We start from the raw sequence: 22042 nt of genomic DNA, 5'->3' as shown, positions 1-22042 counted from the left end.
AGTGTAGGTGAGAGTGTCGCCAGCATCAACATCCTTAAAGGTGTTGTCTGGGATAGTGAAGTTGAAAACTGTGTCTTCTGTTGCTTGTTGAGGAGCGATCGCCTGAAATACCTCTGGCGGATCGTTGGTGTTGTTAACGGTGAGTACAAAAACATCATTCGCTTGAGCAAGAGATGGATCTGTAGCGGTGACTTTAATATTCAAGCTACCCACGTTTGCATTTAAGGGAGTGCCACTGAAAGTTTTGGTTGCAACATTGAAGCTTAACCAACTCGGTAGAGAGTTACCGTTTTCGAGAGTGGCAGTGTATGTGAGACTATCGCCATCGATATCAATGAAGGTGTTGTCTGGGATAGTGAAGTTGAAAACTGTGTCTTCTGTTGCTTGTTGAGGAGCGATCGCCTGAAATACTTCTGGCGCATCGTTGACGTTGTTAACAGTGAGTACAAAAATATCACTGATTTGAGCAAGATAAGTATCCGTAGCAGTAACTTTAATGTTCAAGCTACCCACATTCTCATTTAAGGGAGTGCCACTGAATGTTTGAGTAGCAGCATTGAAGCTTAACCAACTGGGTAGAGAGTCACCATTTTCGAGAGTGGCAGTGTAGGTGAGAGTGTCTCCAGGATCTGGATCTTGGAAGCTATCTGAGATTGTGAAGTTGAAATTTATGTCTTCTGGAATCTCTTTGTCTGCGATTTCCTTCACTAGCACTGGATTTTGGTTAACCCTGTAGCGTGCCACAGCAAAGTTATTGGCGCTTACTCCCGCGACTATTATCGTACCATCGTGTTGGGTGAGAGCATAGGCATTATCAGTAGTATTTGTACCGATATCAGTAGTGATGATGCCAGTAGTGTTGAAATCAGTGTCAAGAGTACCATTGCTGTTGTAACGTACTAAAGCAAAGTTATTGCTACTTGAACCCGCCACAATAATTTTGCCATTAGCTTGTACGCTAACGCTGTAGGCTATGTCAGTACCGCCCAAGTTAGTAGTAACCTTGCCAGTAGTACCAAAGCTGGTGTCGAGACTACCATTGCTGTCGTAACGTACCACAGCAAAGTTATTATTACTCACTCCCACTAACAGAATCTTGCCATCGTCTTGCAGGGCAATGTTGTAAGCTATGTCAGTACTGCCCAAGTTATTAATAACCGTGCCAGCAGTACCAAAGCTGGTGTCGAGACTGCCATTGCTGTTGTAACGTACCACAGCAAAGTTATTATTACTCACTCCCGCTACCAGAATTTTGCCATCATCTTGCAGAGCAACGCTGTAGGCTATGTCAGTACTGCCTAAGTTAGTAATGACTTTGCCAGCAGTACCAAAGCTGGTGTCGAGACTACCATTGCTGTTGTAACGTAAAACAGCAAAGTTACTATTACTCACTCCCGCTAACAGAATCTTGCCATCATCTTGTAGGGCAACGCTGTAGGCTATGTCACTACTGCCCAAGTTATTAATAACCTTGCCAGCAGTACCAAAGGTGCTGTCGAGACTACCATTGCTGTTGTAACGTAAAACAGCAAAGTTACTACTACTCACTCCCGCTACCAGAATTTTGCCATCGTTTTGCAGGGCAATGCTGTAGGCTATGTCAGTACTGCCCAAGTTAGTAGTAACCTTGCCAGCAGTACCAAAGGTGCTGTCGAGACTACCATTGCTGTTGTAACGTACCACAGCAAAGTTATTATTACTCACTCCCGCTACTAGAATCTTGCCATCGTCTTGTACAACAATGCTTCTAGCAGTGTCAGCGGTATTAGTACCAATATCAGTAATAACTTTGCCATCACTATCAAAGCTGTCATCAAGAACTACAGGTAGAATTGAAGCGTAGGCTGTTATTACTTCTTGCTCAAACGCTAAATGAGGAACAATAGGCCCAGTAGAAACCTCCAGTTCCCAATCACCACCTAATGCAGCACTCCCTGTCAAGTCATCAGAGGCCGCTACTACTGCACCTGTCAATTCGCTCAGACAGCGTATAAAAAATACACCTAGCTCGGTTTGAGCGACTTTGCAACCATACAGCAGTAGTTGTGCATCTTCACTCAAAGCATTTGCCCAACCCATAAGTTGAGCTGCGTAACGATTGAGCGTTTCGTTGTTGAGTTGACTGTTGCCCAAATAGATGCACCCAGGTGCGCCGTGGGAAACAATGTGCAGACTATTGACTCCCTGATGAGACTCCAGTACTTGACTAATTTGCTCAATGCCATCTTGGTTGGCATCTAAGACTACAACTGAGGTATCTGGTAATACACCCATCACCAGACTTTGGTAGTCATCAACCTGTGAGTCAATAAAAACTAGGCGAGTAGGATACAAGTCTAAAGTTGATTTAATATTAATGCTGTTAGATATTTTGTGTATATTAAGGTTTTTATTGCTACTATGTTTTATCATAATTTTCCAAGAGTAAATCCCTGATATTCAGCAAAAATTAAACTTTTTGCAGATCGTTTCTTGTAGTTGCTTTCACTTTCAATGTAGGAATAAAATAAATCCTTTCCCTCGGTAAATTCACCAGTTTAATTAATGAAGATTTAGAAATTTTGGGCATAGAAAGTAGCTGAAACTTTTGATAAAAAAACTCAGTACACATTTATATATGCCGACGTTGCATATTTGCGGGATGATTTAGCAACGTCCAAAATTTTCCCCAGTTTCCCCTGCTTGCCTCAATTCATACCACTGTTCTGCAATGCCCTATTCCCAGATTTCTTGTTCCCTCCCTACACAAGTAAGTTCAGGAATCAAATCGGATTCCTATATGATCCGGTAAGTATCGTCTAAATGAAGAGAGATTTATGACGCAAACAATTTCAATTAACGACTCTGGGCGCTTGCAACTCACGCCGCTAGAAATCCCATCTCGTCTGCTGTTGGGGCCAGGGCCATCTAATGCCCACCCGACAGTACTCCAAGCGATGAATACCTCACCCGTTGGTCATCTTGACCCAACTTTTCTCGCACTCATGGATGAAATTCAGTCGTTGCTACGGTACGTATGGCAAACAGAAAACTCACTGACCATTGCAGTTAGTGGTACGGGAACAGCTGCAATGGAAGCAACCATCGCCAATGCTGTAGAACCCGGTGATGTAGTTTTAATTGGTGTAGCTGGTTACTTTGGTAATCGCCTTGTGGATATGGCTGGACGTTATGGCGCTGATGTGCGAACCATTACTAAACCTTGGGGACAAGTCTTCAACTTGGATGAACTCCAAGCTGCTTTAAAAACTCATCGTCCAACTATCTTAGCTCTAGTTCATGCCGAAACTTCCACCGGCGCACGTCAACCCTTGGAAGGAGTCGCTGATTTGTGTCGTGAATTTGGCACTTTATTATTAGTCGATACGGTGACAAGTTTGGGCGGCGTCCCCTTGTTTTTGGATGCTTGGGGAGTTGACCTAGCTTATAGTTGTAGCCAAAAAGGGTTAGGTTGCCCGCCTGGTGCTTCTCCTTTTACAATGAGTGCGCGTGCAGTTGAGAAATTGCAACAGCGGCAAACGAAAGTTGCAAACTGGTATTTAGATATGTTGTTGCTGGGTAAGTATTGGGGCGCTGAACGCACCTATCACCACACAGCACCGATTAACTTATACTATGCATTGCGGGAAGCACTACGTTTGCTTGCAGAAGAGGGATTAGCAAATTCCTGGCAGCGGCATCAAAAGAACGTAGAATATCTCTGGGAAGGTTTAGAGAATTTAGGACTGAGTATGCACGTTGAGCAAGAGTATAGACTGCCAACACTTACCACTGTCCGCATTCCAGAAGGGGTAGATGGAAAAGCGATCGCTCGACAGTTACTCAATGAACATAATATTGAAATTGGCGGTGGTCTTGGCGAACTCGCTGGAAAAGTTTGGCGCGTCGGATTGATGGGCTTTAATAGTCGAAAGGAAAGTGTTGACCAACTTTTAGCAGCACTACGGCAGGTTTTGCCTAAATAGTTTTGATATATGGTGCGTTAACAGTAGCTTAACGCACCTGAGAAAAAGAGCATCGGGCTAACTTTACTGCGAGAAAAAACCAACAACCAGCAGAGGCAAGAGTATTAAGACAGATACAATCAAAACCAGGGTTGCCGGCTCGACTTTAATATGGTTATTTTGTGGATCGCGCATTTGGCACTATCTCGAAAAATCAATATATTAACCAAGCCTAAATGATGGTTACTTTTTTTCCAACCCCAATCCGGTTTAGAAGTGTAAACTTTCTAGCCCATCAGCTTATTTCTTCCAAGGCAATTTAGTACCCATTTCAGTTAAAGCTGAGAAGATAAGATAGAGAATGAGTAACCCAGCAGCCGCAAAGAAAGCGAGTAAATCGTTATCCATAAATGCCCCACGCTAAAACTTCGCTAATCATAGCGGAATCATCTAATCTTTAGCATTTTTCTGAGTCTGCAATCTTTGGTCTTCTGGGTGCAAACTGTACCAGCCATACCAGTGACGAACTGCTAGCCAAACCGCTGAAAGCAAACCCGCTAAACTAAGGGTTAGTCCGCTAAACGGTACTAATAATCCAAAAATAGGTAGCACTGCTCCAGCAATAGTGGCGACGATCGCAGCCAAGGAAGCACTGCGGCTAGCTCCCAATCCCCATGTTAAAATTAGTAAAATAATAGAAATTAAAGTCCAAGCCAACTGAGCATTGATAACGCGAGCTAGATAGGTCAAAGTCAACAGACAAGCAAAGAAAATACTACCAGCGATCGCAATATTTCTAAAACTCATTGGCAGTGACAAATATAACAATAATATCCACCACAAAAATATTGCTGGTGCTAGCAATAAAAGCCGCGGAATGATCCCCGTGTGACGAATGGGTTCAGTATTGGTAAAGACTCCAAAGGGATTTTTAACTGAAACATTATCGTCAAATATCCAAGTAAATTGAGTACTGCGTCCGTTAACTTTAATCTCATTCGGTACAACACCACTAGCAAAATCAGCCGGGGCAAAGTTAGCAATTGCTGTGAGGCGAAAATTAGAAAGCAACTGTCCCGTTGCACTATAAACCCAGCGAGGCCCGCCTTGAGCCTGATAGGTAACTCGAAAGGTGGTTTCTTCTCCTGGTTGCAGCTGGAAGGGAAAGCCATAGTCTCCCGGATTGGTTTGTTGTAACCTAGTACCGTCACGCTCAACTTTGTAGCTAGCAAGCAGTGTGTAGCCGTTAGGTGGCGGTGTTTCAAAGAAAAAATTATTAATATCCTTGAGTTGGTTAACTACTTTATAATCAGCAGTGTAATTTACTTGATAAATTGAACTGCGGCCTGGAACATCTACACTTTGGTCAAGCTTGACTTGAATTTGCGAACCAGCCAACGTTAAGAAGCGGTTGATTTGTCGTGTCTCATTTACCTTGACAATTTTGCCATTGACTTGAGTGTTATAGGAGTATGGCTCTTGAATCGAGTAGCGGACTTGAGGCGCAAATTGTTCGAGTTTTTCACCTGCGACACTTTCAGCCACTTGAGCCACCTTTGTTTGTTCCCAGTGGTGATAGCGATTGCTCAAAGTCGAACAGAGAAAAAATCCCGGTACTAACAAAACTAATACTAGAGTTAAATGCTGTAATCCCCGCAGCAGTTGGGAATAACGAACAGCCCATTCACCAATGAATATAAATTGTTCCGGCTGGCTGCGACGCAGAGAAAAACTGATGAGTGCGATCGCAATTCCTAAAGCTACGATCAAAAATACTAATAACAGTGAAGCTTTGAGCGCCTGGGTTCCAAATTGAACAAGCTCAATTGGATGCGTCAAATCGGGTAATCCGGGGATACCTTGAGCAGAAGATGACATTGGTTGATTTTTACAGAATTTGGAGAACCAGACCAATAAAATCTCTTAAAAGTTTCTGGATAATAGTTTTATTTTATACGCAGACAGTTTGAAGAAGTGCTACGTTGGCGTAGCCAGCACTTCTCTACGAGACGCTGCGCGTAGCTTGCTTCCACGTTCGCGTAGCGTGCCGTAGGCAAGTGGTACGACAAAGCTCAGTGACCACCGTAGGCATTGCTCTGTCTCTGACTTGCTCGACTGTAACTTGGTATAAACACCAAAAACCCGGTCATAAAGACCGGGTTCTTGAGGGAAAACAATGGGGATATATTCCCCGAAGGTTAGTTATAGAGGTTCAGTATAATATCGATGCTCTGATATTTACTACCACGCCATTGTTACCCATTCCGGAAAATTTGCTAAGAATTTTTGACTAGTCTTCTTTGTTCTCCTAAAATACAGCAAGCTACTGGTAGCATCAGCGTGTAGGATTGATAAATATTAATTTTCCGGCTTTTGCTGATGAACAATGCATTTGGTAGCTGGCAAGAATGGCTAACAGTATTCACGTATCTAGGTTTTACCGTCTTCATTATCTGGCGCGTGTTTACCGCCCAGAAGAATTAAAAAAGCTGCATATCATCTCACCAGGGCCTTTTTGCTCAAAGGGCAAAACAGTCCCAGCTTCTTGAACCTTGACTCGTTCGCGACAATTGTAAACCTCTGTAGGTCTTTTTATGCCATCTACGCTAACAATTGCCTTGTATTCCCAATAATTTTTGGCACTTCGGGTGATGCTGAGAATGCAAATCTGGTGGCGTAGACCGTCGTAGACAGCGTAATTACGGCATACAGATGCAAAAGCCGGATATACCACGGAGAAAGGTAGTATTAATAACAACATAAATATTATGTATTTAATCCTGCTCATAAAAAATTGTTTAACATTATTTGGAAATATTATTAAATTTTTCAACCCTTTGAGTTGATTCAATTACTTTTCCTAGTTTGACAGACCAGAGATTGCAACTCCACAGCACACAAAGCATGAAAGCAGTAACAAAAAAGCTCACAATACTTTATGTGCTATTTTCCGCTAAAGTTTACTAAGCTCAATTGAACCATGCCCAAACGCCTCCTTTACTTTGAGGATCAACATCTAGTACAACACGGCTTACATAAACCACACATTCCAAATAAATGAAACAGTTATACTGTATACCTGTTTGAATTTTGAATTTTAAATTTTGAATTCTGCCTTGCGGTAGTAGTGCGTCTGTTCATGTACCATACCCTAATACCAATTCGTAATATCCTGCAAGAAGCCGCACTTAGTGCGTCTATTTAATTGAGAAAGTCAGATTACATCTGGCTGGGTTCCCACCATTTGTATCTGTAGTCTTATTTTGGAAAATTGATATAACAATAAATGTGCAAAAAAAGTCAGTCGTAAGGACGATAAAATTGCAACCAAAAACAAATTTTGAGCAATCTGGGATTACACGCTGTTTTGCAGCAATACTGCTCTTTGGTCAAGTGTGGCTACATTTACTCCAAGGGAAAACCTACTATCGCAAGATTTTGCAACATCTTGTTACGGCTGGGCCAGGTTCTATTTCTCCAGTTCTCCTTGTCAGCGGTTTTGCAGGAATGATTTTTACTATTCAGATAACGAGGGAATTAGCCCGATTTGGGGCTATCGATGCGGTGGGAGGTGCTTTTGCCTTAGCTTTTTGTAGAGAATTAGCTCCAATTTTGACCGCTAGTATTATGGCGGGACAAGTAGGTTCTGCTTTTGCAGCAGAAATAGGTGCAATGCGAGTCACTGAGCAAATTGATGCACTTTATATGCTCAAAACCGATCCGATTGATTATCTAGTACTTCCTAGAGTAATTGCTTGTTGTTTGATGGTGCCTTTGATGACGATTTTGGCTTTAGTTACAGGCATCATTGGCGGAGTTTTTGCCGCATCAAAGTTCTACCAAATTATCCCTGAAACATTTTTAGAATCAGTCAGAAATTTTTTAGAACCGTCAGATTTGTTTATTATTTTGCTAAAAGGGTTTATTTTTGGAGTGCTGGTTGCTGTGATTGGCTGTAGTTGGGGTTTAACTACTAGAGGGGGAGCAAAGGAAGTAGGAGAATCGGCAACAAAAGCAGTTGTTACTAGTTGGGTATCCATTTTTATTATGGATTTTTTCCTATCTCTACTGCTGTTTGAACAGCCTGCATTTTGAACCCAAATAAGTATTGAACAAAATTCCCGACTTTTTAATAAGTTGGGAATTTGAGCTACAAAGGAAATTGTAGGTAAATAATACTGCTTCTAAAGGATTGGCGTAACCCAACCCAGGCATTGCTTGCTTTTTCGGGTATACTTCATCACGTTAACGGAATTTGGGAATATATGAACTTGTAGATTAGCGCACCCAAAGCTAAACCTCCCAATGAAAAGACAGAGGCAGTCGAAAAAGCTAACCCTTCCCTAAGACCTGCTTTTTGAAAGTCTATCCTGACTAATATAGTCGCTGAAATGATGAGTAAAGTATCAAGAAATACCCGAAACCAGGCAATCATAATAAAGAATAAGAAAGCTGCTAAAACGGCAACACCGAAAGCCCTGGTATTTGATTGCAGAAAAAGACTGTAATAATATGTCATCTTCGGCCAAGGAGCGGTCAACGTGATGATTAAAAGCAAGATAGCAATTACAGTTGCCACCCACACAAATATAGGAGCACGTGTTTCTGATATTACCCAGCCCAAAGTACTGTAACTCAGCAGTACTAGCGCCAGGGACACCCAAGGAACTCTTTTCAAAATTGACATGGGTTTATATTTCTAGTATAGGGTTAAGGTCTTATCGCATAAATTAAGTGTAGTAACTCAAGACTTTATTTTGCTTGAGGACTTGCTCAGTTATGATGGTCGTTCTCCCTTAACGATATCCCAGTATCAAAGGAGTTTTTTACGATATGGAAGGAAGTGAGACAAGAAACCAGAAGTTCTTACAGATAACAGATAAAATTATGTAGATTTTGAATATATGGCTTAAACTGGTAAATTTAGCATCATATTTTTATAGCTTCAATCAATAGACTTTTATGCTGTTCCCAAGAAAGCCAAACAAGTTTGTCGAAAATTGCGGTACAAAGTAGTTAAAGATTTGTAAACTGTTAGCAGCCGAGTAGCCGCGTGTCACATCTTGTTAAGGAATTATCATGAAACAACTTATTATTGCTGAACGCGTATGCCTCATTGGTCATATCGCGTCAAAAGCCTTTGGACTGGTAGGGATGCTACTGGTAGTACCTAATGCCGAAATAATTTTCAACTTATCGCAGGTAGGAGAAACTGCCGTACAGTTGAGTATGGCTGGCGGCGGTGTAGTTGATATCATCTTAGGGACAGTAGCTGTCTCTATTTATGCCTACCGGACATTGGGATTAGGAACTTGGCTAGCATTTATGCTACCAGCTATGTTTATTTCTTTGGGAAGTGAACTACTGGGAACTAGTACAGGGTTTCCATTTGGTGATTATAGCTACTTAAGTGGTTTGGGTTATAAAATTGGAGGGCTAGTTCCTTTCACAATTCCTTTATCTTGGTTTTATGTTGGGCTATCGTCTTACTTAATTGCAAGAACTGGTTTGAAAGTGGCTCAAAAACCCAGTTGGGGTCGCCATATTGCTGCGATAGCCCTTGGTGCTTTGCTCTTCACTTGCTGGGACTTTGCCCTTGAACCAGCTATGAGTCAAACTTCTCTGCCTTTCTGGTATTGGGAACAACCAGGAGCTTTCTTTGGAACACCTTACCAGAACTATATAGGTTGGTTTGGTACTAGCGCTCTGTTTATGAGTGTGGCAGGATTATTGTGGAGAAATACCTCGATTCAATTAGAGCGATCGCAACTCAATCTGCCTTTAGTCGTTTATTTAACTAATTTTGCATTCGCCGCCGGACTCAGTTTGGCTGCTGGATTCTTTATCCCTGTGTTACTTGGCTTATTGCTAGGTGTAATTCCGGCTATGGTGCTGTGGTCAAGGAGTTCAACCACACCTGCTCAAGTTACTGTTGAACCAGTAACCAAAGAAGTATCAGTAGCAAAGGTTGAAGTTGCCTTGAAATAAGTCTAGAAATTAGGGAGTAGGGGGTGGGGAGGCAGAGGGAGCAGGGGAGCAGAGGAGCAGAGGAGAAATTGCAGTAAGTCTTTCCCCTCTGCTCCTATATCCAATCTCATACCCAATACCCAATGCCCCATACCCAATGACTAATGACTAATGACTAATGACAACGCTTTGATAGCAGAAAGCGCTATCTCTCTTTTATTGCTACTTATCCAAGTACCAGCAACGGCGATTCTGTTTTCGCGCCTGTTAAAAGGGCCAAGACGCCATCCTCCAATAGAACCCCAACAACCGACACCTGAGCTTTTGGGTAGGGTTAGCATCGTTGTTCCTACACTGAACGAGGCGCTTCGCATTAGCCCTCTGTTAGCTGGTTTAAGTCAGCAAAGCTATGAAGTTCGGGAAATTATGGTTGTAGACAGTAAATCGAGTGATGGCACCCCCGATTTAGTCAAAGCCTCACAGCAGAAAGATCCGCGCTTTCGTCTGATGACAGATGATCCCTTACCCTCTGGTTGGGTGGGGCGTCCTTGGGCGTTGCATAACGGTTTTCTATATAGTTCAGAGGCTAGTAAGTGGTTCTTGGGGCTGGATGCTGATATCCAACCACATCCTGGTTTAGTTGCTGGTTTGGTGAAGACGGCCGAAGCACAGGGCTACGATTTGGTTTCTCTGTCACCCCAATTTATTCTCAAATATCCTGGGGAGTGCTGGCTACAACCTGCTTTGTTGATGACTTTGCTTTACCGATTTGATCCAGCGGGGATCAATACAGAGCAACCAGAACGGGTAATGGCAAATGGGCAGTGTTTTTTGTGTCGTCGCTCCGTTTTAGCTGCTGTAGGTGGTTATAGCAGTGCGAAGAGTTCTTTTTGTGATGATGTCACGTTGGCACGCAATATTGCTATCCAAGGTTATAAGGTCGGCTTTTTAGATGGCGCAAAGGTATTGAAGGTAAGAATGTATGAAGGGGCGATGGAGACGTGGAAAGAATGGGGGCGGAGTCTCGATCTTAAAGATGCAACTTCTCGCTCTCAGTTGTGGGGAGATTTATGGCTACTCGCATCTGTTCAAGGTCTACCCTTTTTAATTGTTCTGACTTTTTTGTTGATTTCTCCCACACTCTCATATTCGCCCACTCCCCCACTTCTGCTGCTGGGACTGAATTTATTCCTGTTGGTGATTCGCTTTGCGATGCTAATAGCGATCGCACCTTCTTACGATCGCACAAACGCTAAAGGTAGCTGGTTATTTTGGCTTTCCCCTTTGGCCGATCCCTTAGCTGTGCTACGAATCTTTTTATCTGCATTCCGCACCCCGCGCGAGTGGCGAGGACGCAAGTATATATAGTGGGGCATGGGGCATTGGGCATTGAAAAGAGGCAGAGGGGCAGACGTGCAGAGGGGAAAGATTTACTGCAACTTCCCCTCTGCTCCCCTGCTCCCCTGCTCCCCTGCTCACTCTTCTTCACCTCCTACTCGATCCCCGCGTTCCAATTCCCAAAGAATTTGATTTCCTTCACGGCGTACCCGTGACACTATCCAATTTCGCCAGCGCCATTGATCTCCACGACTGGTGACAGCACTGGCGTGGACATCCATCAAGTCTGCTAACTCAGAACTGGTGATTAAGTAGCCTTTTTCAGAAATTTCGTCAGCTATACGCAGAGTTTCGACCAAGCTGCGGAGTTGCGAAACCCTCATTTCTGGTGGTTTTTCATCGGTTACGGCCGCAGTTGGCCCAGTTGATGGTTCCATAACGGTTATTTCTGGTGCAAAAGTACTGATTTGTTGGGGACTTTGGTTAATTATTCTAGATTTTTTTTCATAATCAGCTACTTTTGCTACATTTAGGTCATTTTTAGTAGGTAAAGATTTGTAAAAATCTGTGGAAGATAATTGTTGTAGGGAAGGGATTTTGCCACTGGCATAACTGCGAGCGATCGCATCACAACGTTCGTTACCTATGTTACCAGAATGCCCCCGAACGTATTGCCATTTTACTTGTTGGGTATTGAGTTCATCTAAGATTTCTAAAAGGTCTTGGTTTTGGACGGGTTTACCATCTGACTTTTTCCAGCCTTTATTTTTCCAGCCTTTCACCCATTTGGTAACGCAGTTAATCAGGTATTCGCTATCGGTATGAAGGGTGATTGGTTGGGCTTGTTGAGATGTTTGCAGAAATTGCAGGGCGGCGATCGCAGCTTGCATCTCCATTTTATTATTAGTGGTATGAGGAGATGCATCGCCCATTTCGTGGATTGAGCCGTCGCTGAAGTATACGACAACACCCCAACCGCCAGGGCCAGGATTACCGGTGCAAGCACCATCGGTGTATATGCTTTGAATTATGGGTTGGGTGGACATGCTTAGGGTATCGAACCGCGAAGGCAAGAGTTATTAGCGGCGAGTTTTTTAACAATATCCAGGCTATTATACCGATAAAAACTCTTAATTCTGACTCCTGACTTCGGAATTCTTCTTTAATCCTCATCATCAGGCAAATTTTCCATTTCTTCAGTAATTAGCGTCTGAAAATCTTCGTCACAATGATTATACAGATGAACCGCAGCAGCTAGGAGTTCTGCTAGAATTTCAGCTTGTTGGTTAGCAGTTAAACTAGTTAACTGTAACTGGTTAATTAAGGCTTGTACTTTCAGGCATTCTGTACCTAATTCAGCAATCAAGGTACTGAGGGTTGAATTGGTGACTGCAAGAGGGCGATCGCTAATCTGCATATTTTAGTTATTGTCCCAATCTTTTACGCGCTTGTTGGATTGCCTTGTCAAAAGCACGAATCTCTTTTTCCCAATGCTTAATTAAACCTTCGTCAGGAAAACTCTTCTCTGATTCCAGTCTAATCTTTTCTTGATGTTCGGTAATTCTTTGAGCTAAAGATTCAATCGCTTTTTGATGGTGCTTCTTACTCATTACTCCGAACGATAGGCAACGCGGAGACTTTGGATTAAAATCACCAGAGATCCGATCGCCATTAACCCGCCCCAAAACCAGTAAGGTAAAAGCAAATATCGCTGCATTTGCGCTGTATCAGATGCACCAAGAAGGCCAGCAGAACTACTAAATAGATAATCGAGTTGATGGTACGTACTTACACAAGCTTGTACACCCAAAAATTGAATGACAAACCCTTGCGCCCAGCGAGGTGCTTTCAGGGAAATACCTAAGATTATTAAACCTAGTAAGGGAATTGCCACCAATCCAAACCAGGAACGCACCCAAATTAATGTCGAAAATAGCAAAAAACTCCCTAAAATTTTTAAACAGAGGGTTGCTGCTGTAAAACTGCGGGAAGCCAGAATTAAAGCTGCACCGGCAAGAGGTGGCCCCATTGGCCCGGCTGCGGCGATTATTGCTGGGCCAATTGGCCCCAATGGCGACCGGATGCCATAAGTTGCGACACCAGAACCATTGCTAAAAATCTGCAACTTCTGAAACTGTCCCCCTAATAGCAGTGCCATTAAGCCGTGACCCATTTCATGAAACCAAGTTGCCAGAATTGTAAATGGGTATAAGATATAATCCCCTCCTGGTACTTGCCACAATAAAGCAGTTGCGATCGCTGCTGCAACTAGCCAGGTAAGCCCCATACGTTCAACAACTGGCGGGGCTTCTTTAGCGAGCAAGGTTTCAAAATTTTTACTTGGTTCCCTCATAGGTCACTCATTGGCAGTGTATTTCCATCCATCCTAGTGTAATTATTCAGGTAATGGAGTTGCCGAGCAATGCAACAATTCGCACCTCGAAGCGACGGCTGTCAACTATGGCTCTATCAAGAACAACATAGTTATCCGTCGCTTGCCTGATGCGGTTCAATTTGTTTATCCTCCAAAATGGATGCCGGAGGATGGGCAGAAAAGACTTAGACTGATGTCACAATCGATCGAGAATCAGTTAAGCAAGTTGAAAGAGGAATGTCATCAAGTCTCCTTTACCCAAGCTGATGCGATCGCCTGGTCGCAAGCGATGACGGTTCCCTGGTAAAAGTGGCAAATTATTAACATAAGTGCCATTAGAACTTCCTACATCCTCTACATAGTGGGCATCTCCCTCAACACGAATATCTGCATGAATCCGCGAGACAATTTCGGAATTGGGAAATCCTGAAACATCTATATCTGGAGGAATCCGGTCATTAGGCTTGCCGATATGAATCACAGAGAAATTTTGCGGCAATTCAATTAAGCGATCGCTTTGAACGTGGATTAACCGTGCTGTAACCTGCTGCAATTGCGTTCTAGCAGCAGTTGCAGTTGGTGCTGCTGGCGGGGATGCTTCGGCTTCAGAGGCTGGTACTGGCTCCACAGGTGGTGGAGTCGGAATACTACTTTGTCCAGAGACTACGGGTTGAGCTACAACGGTTGACACAGGTTCTGGAGGACTGCTTTTTGCAACAGGTATCTGTGGCACAGGTTCTGGGGGAACTGCCATCTCTGTTGGTGGTAAAGATGATTCAGGAGGATGGGAGTTAGTAGAACCACCCATTCCCAAGGCATCTGGTTGTAAAAGTTCTAACAGTGGATCGGGTGGAACTAACGCTGGCACTTCCACGGGAATATCGGGAGTAACTGTTGTAGCTACTGCGGGATGAACGTGTGGAACACCAGCAGAGTGAAGGTTATAGCCACACTGACCACAGAATGCAGCATCTGCCTGCACAGTTGCCCCACAACTGGGACAATTAGTAGTCGCAGGTAATGGTGTATAACAAGCTTCACATTGGACAGCGCCGTCAGGGTTGGGATGATTGCAATTAGGGCAGACGATCATCGATATTTAGCCTTTGTTCAAGATCATCATAAATATAGTTAGGACTGGCAAGCAGAGGGCGGCCCTAGATTTAGATTCTAGCAATTACTGCTAATGGAACAATAAATTGGACACTCTTATACGGGGAAGGGGGGCAGCACTTCGGCTACGCTCTGTTACCGAGGGGCAGAGGGGCAGGGGAGCAGAGGGGCAGGGGAAATAATAGTAACTCCTAACTCCTAACTCTTAACTCAGCACTCAGCACTTAGCACTCAGCACTCAGCACTCCCAACGCCCCATTGTTCAATGTTGAAGTTCCAAACCTGCTGCCGCATCCAGCAGCCACCAAAGTTCTCCTTGGGGCTTAATTAAACGGGATGGGTAAGTGAAGTCATCGGCTACAGGTGCAAAGACTTGAGCTAAAGCTGGTCGTTTATTAGCACCAGCAACCAGAAAAATCACGCTACGAGCAGAGTTGATGAAGGGGTATGTGAAACTTATCCTGGGGTTTCCGTCTTTGTTACCCACAGTCACAAGGCGATCGCGTACTTTAAGAGCCTCTGTATGGGGAAACAAAGATGCAGTATGTGCATCATCACCCATTCCTAGTAATACTACATCCAAGGGGGGAAACTCGACCCCAGAAGAATTGAAAAATTCTTTGAGATGTTGTTCATATTTGGCAGCAGCTAGTTCTGGATTGGCTTCTAAAGTTGGTACGGGGTGAATGTTAACCGCTGGGATGTCAACGCGATCTAGCCACGCACGACGCGTCATCAGTTCATTGCTATCGGGGTGATCTGGTGGTACGTAACGCTCATCTCCCCAGAATATATGAATTTTATCCCAAGGCAGTTTTTGAGTAGCGATCGCTTCGTATAACGGTTTAGGTGTACTGCCGCCAGATAAGGCGATGGTAAACCGCCCCCGCTGCTCAATCGCAGTTTCTAACTTGGACAGAATTAATTCTAGCGCTCGTGCAACCAGTGTCGGCTGATCCGGTAGAACTTCAACGGTTTTGTTCATGGCTTCATCATCATATTGCTGGCTTCTGGCAATACAATACCGAACTTATTACAGTCTCCCTTTTTAACTTTTGAAACATTTAACATCGTGGATTAAGTAAGCTGGAAAAACGTAGACCTCCTTATCACCTTCAAGGGTAAGTTTTCAGTAGTCAGTCGTACTAACTACTCTCATGATTATTTTTATTTACATCCAGTTACTTGATACTTTGTTGATTAACGCCACAAAGGATACATTTGTTAATTCTTATTAAAAATTAATAAAACTAATCGCTCGCAAACAACCCTTCCCAGTCAGCGATCGCTTCACGTTGGGCAATTAACAATTCCTGAATTCCTTTTTGGGCGACATCTAGCAGTTGATCCAACTGAGTACGGCTAAAGCTGCCTTCTTCAGCTGTTCCTTGGATTTCAATGATTCCCAGGTGTTGATTCATTACCACATTAAAATCTACTGTTGCAGCCACATCTTCGATATAATCTAGATCCAAAAATGGCTCTCCCTCCAGTAATCCTACGGAAACTGCTGCTACTTGTCCACACAAAGGCGATCGCTCCAACACGCCCTCTTGCAACAATTTGGAAATTGCATGAGCCAACGCCACAAATGAGCCTGTAATGGCTGTTGTCCGAGTTCCGGCATCTGCTTGCAACACATCAGCATCTACAGTCAGCGTGCGTTCTCCCAGTGCCTCAAAATCCACTGCTGCACGTAAGCTACGTCCAATTAGACGTTGAATTTCTTGCGTCCGTCCAGATAATTTCAATAATTCCCTTTCTTGACGTTTTTGAGTGGCAGATGGTAACATTCGGTACTCAGCAGTTAACCAGCCTTTACCAGTTCCTTCGAGAAACTTCGGAACTCCCTTATTAACGCTAACAGTACAAAGTACCTGAGTATCACCGCATCTTGCGAGAACAGAACCGGGGGCAAAGCGGGTGAAACTGGGGTGAAAGCTAATCGGACGTAGTTCGTAGGAAATCCGACCATCAGGACGCTGCCAAGCCATTGGAATTGCCTCAAGTTTTACAATACTGCCTTAAGATTACCTTAGTGTTGTAAATCATCTTTTTGGCCATTGGGCACAAGAGGCAGAGGTGCAGAGGGGCCGAGGGGCAGAGGGGAAAAACTTACTGAACTTCTCCTCTGCTCCCCTGCTCCCTGCTTCTTTTCTAAGGAACTGAAAGCAGAGTCAAAATATTTTGCTGCACCATCTCTGGTGATTGGTCGCCGTTGATGGTCAATAAACAGCGGCGACGATCGTAATATTCTAGGATGGGAATGGTGCGATCGTAGAATAATTCTACACGGCGCTGCACGATTTCTGGTTGGTCATCTGGTAGCGATCGCCCCAAGGATCGACTAACCATAACTGCTTCCGGGACTTGGAGATAAATTGCCCAATCTAACTTTTGCCCTAAATCATCCAACAAAAAATCTAATTCTTCAGCTTGGAAGGCAGTACGGGGATAGCCTTCTAATACCCAATCGCAGTTAATATCTGGTTGTCTGAGGCGAATTCGGATCAATTCAACGATCATTTCGTCTGGAACTAACTCCCCTTTTTGCATGTAGGGCCGTGCGTGGTAGCCTAGTTCACTCAAGCTAGCGTAAACCGAAAGAGAAGTCCGGGGATCGGCTTCCAACCATCGAAATTCCGGCAGGGACTGATTGCCAGATATTGCTTCTCGTAAAATCTCACCTGTGGAAATCAGAGGAATATCAAAGTATCTGCAAAGCCTCTGTGCTTGAGTGCTTTTCCCCGATCCTGAACCTCCCAGAATCACCAATCTCACAACGATTTACTCCTCATCCTGTCAAATTCACTACTAGCTAAGTCTGTTTTGCCCAAACAACCGACAAATCTAACATTTAGCGATTTTTAGGCGTTGTGCCTAGCTTTTTTAAATAATTGGAACTAAAAATTTTATGTTTTCATTTTTACAACTGATTACAGAGAAAAGACGAAAATTTACAGCAGTTAGCGGTTTTATACACTACATCTAGAGACGTTACCTACAAAGTCTCTACAGCCTTTCGGGTTTTGTCTATGTACTTCATTTACTTGAAATCTGCTGTAAATCAAAATAACTCTTGACTTCAATACAAACCTAGTGTTTGACTAAGAATGCAATTTGCCAAATCCACCATACCTGTGAAAAACAGATTGATTATACAGGCAAATTTGTCAGTTTTACCGCCAGTAATAACCCTTTACTTATTGTATTTTTTGCACTTAACTTTATGGTTGCCCAGCTAGAAACTCAAAGTATCAATTCAACCCTAACCGTACCATATCCAGTTGAAGGACTAGTGCAAGTTTTCACTAGTTCTCATCGCAACTTTTTTACGAGTGTGATGGCTCAATCACTGAGAATAGCTGGACAAGGAACGCCAGTATTAATAGTGCAGTTTCTCAAAGGAGGTATTCGCCAAGGACACGATCGACCTATACAATTAGGACAAAATTTAGATTGGATTCGGTGTGATTTGCCTCGTTGTATCGATACACCACATTTGGACGATACAGAAAATCAAGCCTTACAAGATCTGTGGCAGTATACACAACAAGTTGTCTGTGCGAGTAAGTATTCTCTCGTGGTGTTAGATGAGTTAAGTTTAGCGATTAACTTTGGTTTAATTCCTGAAACGGAAGTTTTAGCGTTTTTGGCAAAACGCCCTCCCCACGTCGATATCATTCTCACAGGGCCAGAGATGCCAAAATCCCTCTTAGATGTAGCAGATCAAATTACAGAAATCCGTCGGAGTTATCGACCTTAAACAAAACACTCAATTTCTGCTAATATCGTAATTCTGTGTAAAATAGTTTTTGAAGCTGTGATTAAAAACGATATCTGGATTAGAAAAAAAGCTGAAAAAGGGATGATATCGCCCTTTGAGCCAAGTTTAATCCGTCATAGTGAGGAATTACCTGTCATTTCGTATGGTCTTGGTAGCTTTGGCTATGACATACGCCTATCATCATTAGATTTCCGTATCTTTAGGCATATTCCAGGAACTGTGGTTGATCCCAAAAATTTTAATCCTGAAAACTTGATGCCAGCGGAGCTTCACACAGATGTCAATGGCAGCTATTTCATTCTTCCATCTCACTCTTATGGACTTGGGGTTTCACTTGAAAGGCTAGAAATACCTAATAACATCACAGTAATTTGTATAGGCAAGAGTACTTATGCTCGTTGTGGAATAATTGCAAACGTAACTCCAGCAGAGGCTGCTTGGCGTGGTTACTTAACTTTAGAGTTATCCAACGCTTCTAGTGCTGACTGTCGCATTTATGCTAACGAAGGCATAGTACAGTTAATGTTTTTGGAAGGAGAAACTTGTGCTGTTAACTATGAGGCACGTCAAGGTAAGTATCAAGATCAGCCAGATGTTGTAACTATCGCTCGGGTTTGAATTTCAAAATTAGACATTTGAGTTATAAAATTTTCAAATGGTTAATCTAAACTTTTTAAGAAGCTGTTTAAAAGCTATGGATTATAGTAAATGTCACATTAAATTAATAGCAATAAATATATCTAGGTGATAAAGAATCACTTAGTTCTATCTCTATTTTCTGTAGGAGATGTTTGTACTGCTTGTTGATGTAAAATAGGCTGTAAAATTTGAACTAGTGTTAAAAGTATAGTTGCAATAGTTAGAATAATAGTAAAATACGTCTGATTTGTTTCAATAAAATCTCTAAGTTCACTGAATAAACCCTTTCTAGTGTTTCCAGCAATTCTTTTAGAAGGTTTCTTATATGGAATAACTCCCTGTTGGACATCAAGTATATAGAGTGTACAAAATACTTGTCCTTTTTGAAGTTTAACGGTTCTTTTGCCTAAATTGAAAACTGTGATCGAAAGTTTTCCGTCGTATCCAGGATCTATTTTTGATGAGGTATTAGATAAACCATCTTGTAAAAGAGATACTTTTGGAACTATGTGACCAAATCTAGATTTAGGTAATTTAAACGCTTCAGCCGTCTCAATAATTACAGTAGCTCCTGGTTGTAGAGATATTCTGCCATTATCTAATAAATCAGTTTTACCTGATTCTCTATGATCTCTGTATTCATCGCCAACTTTTAAATCGTAAGTTACATTACTAGAGTCTGTATTACGAATTTGTTTGGCATCAAGATTCTGTATAAATATTACGTTTCCTTCAAGACCACCAGCTTTTTCATACTCTTCCGCTGTTTCCACTACAGTTCTGTTACTACCATCCAATATAAACGGGATAACACTCATTTTTTTATCGAGCTTAAAAAACTGTCATCTATTATACTGTTATATTTAGTAACCTTACTCGAGCAAATAAAATTCAGAAAGAAAAAATTGTGCTATAACCTACGTAATGTAGTAGTGCAAATACTAGCTCACCTATAAATTGTTACGCTGGCTAAAGTCTAAGCGATTCAAAATAAAAGTTTGAGTTTTGAATTTAACGTAACTAGTAGGAATCTAATCTCGTTTTATCTAGACGCTGCTTTTCATCCCATTGTGCGATCGCTCTAAATAATACCCAAAAATCGGAGTGCGATCGCTTGCTTTATCCCACTGCAAATTCTGTCAGCTTTCGCATATAAGGAGGCTGATAAGCCAGCACTATATCTTGCTTAGGAATACCATACTCTATTAATTCATTAGCCACGCCAACCTCAGTCCCATCATACTGAATCCAAATCTTACCATCTCGAATATCTAGATGAATTAAACAGCCATAAACTCGACGACGATTTTCCCACCCCGTATTCACAACTTGATAATGATCCTGTTGCACATCAAAAATAGTTTGTCGTTCGATTTCACCATAGGCAGGCTTAATCTGAGCATGAATTGTCAAAACTTGCTGGATGATTTCTCTATACTCCGCTAGTTTATCCATTGTACAATTACCTCATTTTCCGGGTCAAATATTAGCAGTTTCAATTGATATTCATGAAACTCAGTTGTGGCAATTGCCGTGAGAAAAAATCTTCATAAGTTGCTAGCGGAACTGCTAAATAGAGAACTCGCTCAGACTCTTTTAGTTTTAGTGCTACTCGATAATTTAAACATTGCCCTAAAGCTGTATGAAACTCGGAAATCGCAGAAGGAGCAACAAAACTCTTGATTTCTACAGCAATTCTTTCGTCTTGTTTTTGGGCAGCAATTAACCATTCTGCACCCAAATCAATTTGCAGTTGTCCATCTGCTAAATCAATAGACAGTGGATCGTGTGTAATTGTCCAGCCATCTTTTTGCAAAGCCAATCTAACTAAATTATGGAAAATATCTCTTGCAGACATTCATTAAAATTTTAAGTGTAATAACTCGAAAATTTTATTTTATAGTCTAAACTTTCATCATAATTCTAGCTCTTAAGCAAAAGTTGGTGCGATCGCTTTATCCTACAAAACATTCCGTAACTCTTGAATTGTATTTGCTACAACAATTCTGCGTAAAATCTCTTTCAATTGATCTAAATCAGAAATTTGCGAAATTTGCGACATCAACTCCAAACCATCGCTGCCAAATTTCGCCTCTAAACTTGTTTCGATGCTAGAGATTATTCCACGTGCTTCTCCTCGTGCTTCTCCTCGTGCTTCTCCTTCTGCTTCTCCTCGTGCTTGTCCCTCACGTAAAATTTCTTGATACCAAGGTGACTCTCTTAAAACTGTCATATCCCACCTCATGATTTCCCGAACTAAAGTACTTTCTAATACAAAGGTTGCAAAAAATGCCAGAACTGTCTCAAGTTGATTTAATTGCTCGTCAGCACGCAGCATTCGCAATGCTTCCCTAATTGTAGACTCGTTTTCTCCGCCTTTAAGAATCGGTACAAAGGGAAGCAGCGACGGTAACGGCGTCTCAAAAGCAATATTTACGTCAACTTCCCAGAGATTGATTACGCGGTAATCTTGAATTGCTCTTAAGCCTATAAAATTTGATGCAAAGCTTGTAGGTATTTGACTGTTGCTGATTTTGAGAATGTTAATTAGTACAGGGTAGGTTTGTAGTTTATATTTCTCTTCCGCAAGAGCCGCATAAGCACGCATCCGACGCGGCATTTCTGATGTGTGGCGTAATTGTAACTCATTGAGGATGAGAAACTTACCGTATTGGGGACTTTCAGCCTGAATTACAACATCGCTTTGTCGGCTAATCCATTGGAATTCTGTATTTAAGATTTCGCCTGTAACAATGTCGGGAATTCCTGTCACCCATTTTGCCCAATTATTTGGTGCAAGGCTGATTAATTTTTTAGTGCTAATATCGACAGCTTTGTTCATTAAAAAATAGATGCGATCGCTCTAAATCAAACCCAATA

21 protein-coding genes and 1 pseudogene are annotated in these 22042 nt (G+C 42.3%); 6 read left to right on the top strand and 16 right to left on the bottom strand.

The annotated features are described in order from the left end of the window. The coding region (locus AC1F2U_RS29130; protein WP_480264302.1) for a DUF4347 domain-containing protein at window positions 1-2412 on the bottom strand (2412 nt) is incomplete at its 3' end. A gap of 404 nt (window positions 2413-2816) precedes the next feature. Here AC1F2U_RS29130 and AC1F2U_RS29125 point away from each other — a divergent pair. Continuing rightward, entirely contained in the window at window positions 2817-3965 is a 1149-nt protein-coding gene (locus AC1F2U_RS29125) for an alanine--glyoxylate aminotransferase family protein (protein WP_480264301.1), read from the top strand. A gap of 429 nt (window positions 3966-4394) precedes the next feature. On the opposite strand, the gene AC1F2U_RS29120 is transcribed toward AC1F2U_RS29125, so the two are convergent. Both AC1F2U_RS29120 and AC1F2U_RS29115 read right to left on the bottom strand, forming a co-directional pair. Next, window positions 4395-5822 (bottom strand): hypothetical protein, encoded by a 1428-nt coding sequence (locus AC1F2U_RS29120; RefSeq protein ID WP_480264300.1) that lies wholly within the window; start codon window positions 5820-5822, stop codon window positions 4395-4397. A 586-nt stretch (window positions 5823-6408) separates the two neighbouring features. Next, on the bottom strand, window positions 6409-6705 hold the full coding sequence (locus AC1F2U_RS29115) for a hypothetical protein (protein WP_480264299.1): 297 nt from the start codon (window positions 6703-6705) through the stop codon (window positions 6409-6411). Between the two features lie 560 nt (window positions 6706-7265). On the opposite strand from AC1F2U_RS29115, the gene AC1F2U_RS29110 reads away from it, so the two are divergent. Next, window positions 7266-8039: an MlaE family lipid ABC transporter permease subunit gene (locus AC1F2U_RS29110; protein WP_480264298.1), complete on the top strand. Its 774-nt coding sequence runs from the start codon at window positions 7266-7268 to the stop codon at window positions 8037-8039. Between the two features lie 145 nt (window positions 8040-8184). Here the strand turns inward: AC1F2U_RS29110 and AC1F2U_RS29105 are convergent, their stop codons facing one another. Continuing rightward, entirely contained in the window at window positions 8185-8631 is a 447-nt protein-coding gene (locus AC1F2U_RS29105; RefSeq protein ID WP_480264297.1) for a hypothetical protein, read from the bottom strand. Between the two features lie 392 nt (window positions 8632-9023). On the opposite strand from AC1F2U_RS29105, the gene cruF reads away from it, so the two are divergent. Both cruF and cruG read left to right on the top strand, forming a co-directional pair. Beyond that, window positions 9024-9932, top strand: a complete 909-nt coding sequence (gene cruF / locus AC1F2U_RS29100; protein ID WP_480264296.1) for a gamma-carotene 1'-hydroxylase CruF — start codon at window positions 9024-9026, stop codon at window positions 9930-9932. 150 nt (window positions 9933-10082) lie between these two features. Beyond that, complete coding sequence (gene cruG, locus AC1F2U_RS29095) at window positions 10083-11279, top strand: 2'-O-glycosyltransferase CruG (protein WP_480264295.1); 1197 nt, start codon at window positions 10083-10085, stop codon at window positions 11277-11279. Window positions 11280-11386: 107 nt separating this feature from the next. Here the strand turns inward: cruG and rnhA are convergent, their stop codons facing one another. The 8 genes from rnhA to AC1F2U_RS29055 all read right to left on the bottom strand — a co-directional run bounded on the left by rnhA (window position 11387) and on the right by AC1F2U_RS29055 (window position 17517). After that, complete coding sequence (gene rnhA, locus AC1F2U_RS29090) at window positions 11387-12295, bottom strand: ribonuclease HI (protein WP_480264294.1); 909 nt, start codon at window positions 12293-12295, stop codon at window positions 11387-11389. Between the two features lie 116 nt (window positions 12296-12411). Beyond that, window positions 12412-12666, bottom strand: a complete 255-nt coding sequence (locus AC1F2U_RS29085; protein ID WP_292854786.1) for a hypothetical protein — start codon at window positions 12664-12666, stop codon at window positions 12412-12414. Between the two features lie 7 nt (window positions 12667-12673). After that, window positions 12674-12859, bottom strand: coding sequence for a hypothetical protein (locus AC1F2U_RS29080; RefSeq protein WP_229488400.1), 186 nt, complete (start codon window positions 12857-12859; stop codon window positions 12674-12676). Then, entirely contained in the window at window positions 12859-13602 is a 744-nt protein-coding gene (locus AC1F2U_RS29075) for a M50 family metallopeptidase (RefSeq protein ID WP_480264293.1), read from the bottom strand. The genes AC1F2U_RS29080 and AC1F2U_RS29075 overlap by 1 nt, the downstream gene beginning before the upstream one ends. 238 nt (window positions 13603-13840) lie before the next feature. Beyond that, window positions 13841-14716, bottom strand: a complete 876-nt coding sequence (locus AC1F2U_RS29070) for an FHA domain-containing protein (protein WP_480264292.1) — start codon at window positions 14714-14716, stop codon at window positions 13841-13843. Window positions 14717-14998: 282 nt separating this feature from the next. After that, window positions 14999-15721 (bottom strand): 6-phosphogluconolactonase, encoded by a 723-nt coding sequence (gene pgl, locus AC1F2U_RS29065; RefSeq protein ID WP_480264291.1) that lies wholly within the window; start codon window positions 15719-15721, stop codon window positions 14999-15001. 265 nt (window positions 15722-15986) lie between these two features. Next, window positions 15987-16730, bottom strand: coding sequence for a ribonuclease PH (rph, locus tag AC1F2U_RS29060; protein WP_480264290.1), 744 nt, complete (start codon window positions 16728-16730; stop codon window positions 15987-15989). Window positions 16731-16893: 163 nt separating this feature from the next. Continuing rightward, the gene (locus AC1F2U_RS29055; RefSeq protein WP_334840968.1) at window positions 16894-17517 is read right to left on the bottom strand and encodes an adenylate kinase family protein; all 624 of its coding nucleotides are present in this window, start codon (window positions 17515-17517) and stop codon (window positions 16894-16896) included. 448 nt (window positions 17518-17965) lie between these two features. Between AC1F2U_RS29055 and AC1F2U_RS29050 the strand changes: the two genes are divergently transcribed. Continuing rightward, window positions 17966-18502: a P-loop NTPase family protein gene (locus AC1F2U_RS29050; RefSeq protein WP_480264304.1), complete on the top strand. Its 537-nt coding sequence runs from the start codon at window positions 17966-17968 to the stop codon at window positions 18500-18502. Window positions 18503-18559: 57 nt separating this feature from the next. After that, window positions 18560-19141, top strand: a complete 582-nt coding sequence (gene dcd, locus AC1F2U_RS29045; protein ID WP_292786147.1) for a dCTP deaminase — start codon at window positions 18560-18562, stop codon at window positions 19139-19141. Window positions 19142-19278: 137 nt separating this feature from the next. Here the strand turns inward: dcd and AC1F2U_RS29040 are convergent, their stop codons facing one another. The 4 genes and pseudogenes from AC1F2U_RS29040 to AC1F2U_RS29025 form a co-directional block, all read right to left on the bottom strand. Beyond that, window positions 19279-19980 carry a dCTP deaminase domain-containing protein gene (locus AC1F2U_RS29040; protein ID WP_480264289.1) on the bottom strand — a complete coding sequence of 234 codons (702 nt, stop codon included), beginning with the start codon at window positions 19978-19980 and terminating at the stop codon, window positions 19279-19281. 301 nt (window positions 19981-20281) lie between these two features. Continuing rightward, complete coding sequence (locus tag AC1F2U_RS29035) at window positions 20282-20617, bottom strand: element excision factor XisI family protein (protein WP_480264288.1); 336 nt, start codon at window positions 20615-20617, stop codon at window positions 20282-20284. Continuing rightward, window positions 20605-21020, bottom strand: a pseudogene (locus AC1F2U_RS29030) (XisH family protein). Before AC1F2U_RS29030 ends, AC1F2U_RS29035 begins: the two are co-directional and overlap by 13 nt. A gap of 102 nt (window positions 21021-21122) precedes the next feature. After that, window positions 21123-22004, bottom strand: a complete 882-nt coding sequence (locus AC1F2U_RS29025; RefSeq protein ID WP_480264287.1) for an Rpn family recombination-promoting nuclease/putative transposase — start codon at window positions 22002-22004, stop codon at window positions 21123-21125. Window positions 22005-22042: the final 38 nt, after the last annotated feature.

The organism is Nostoc sp. LEGE 12454 (assembly GCF_056620565.1).
This window is presented reverse-complemented; position numbering and strand designations above follow the sequence as displayed.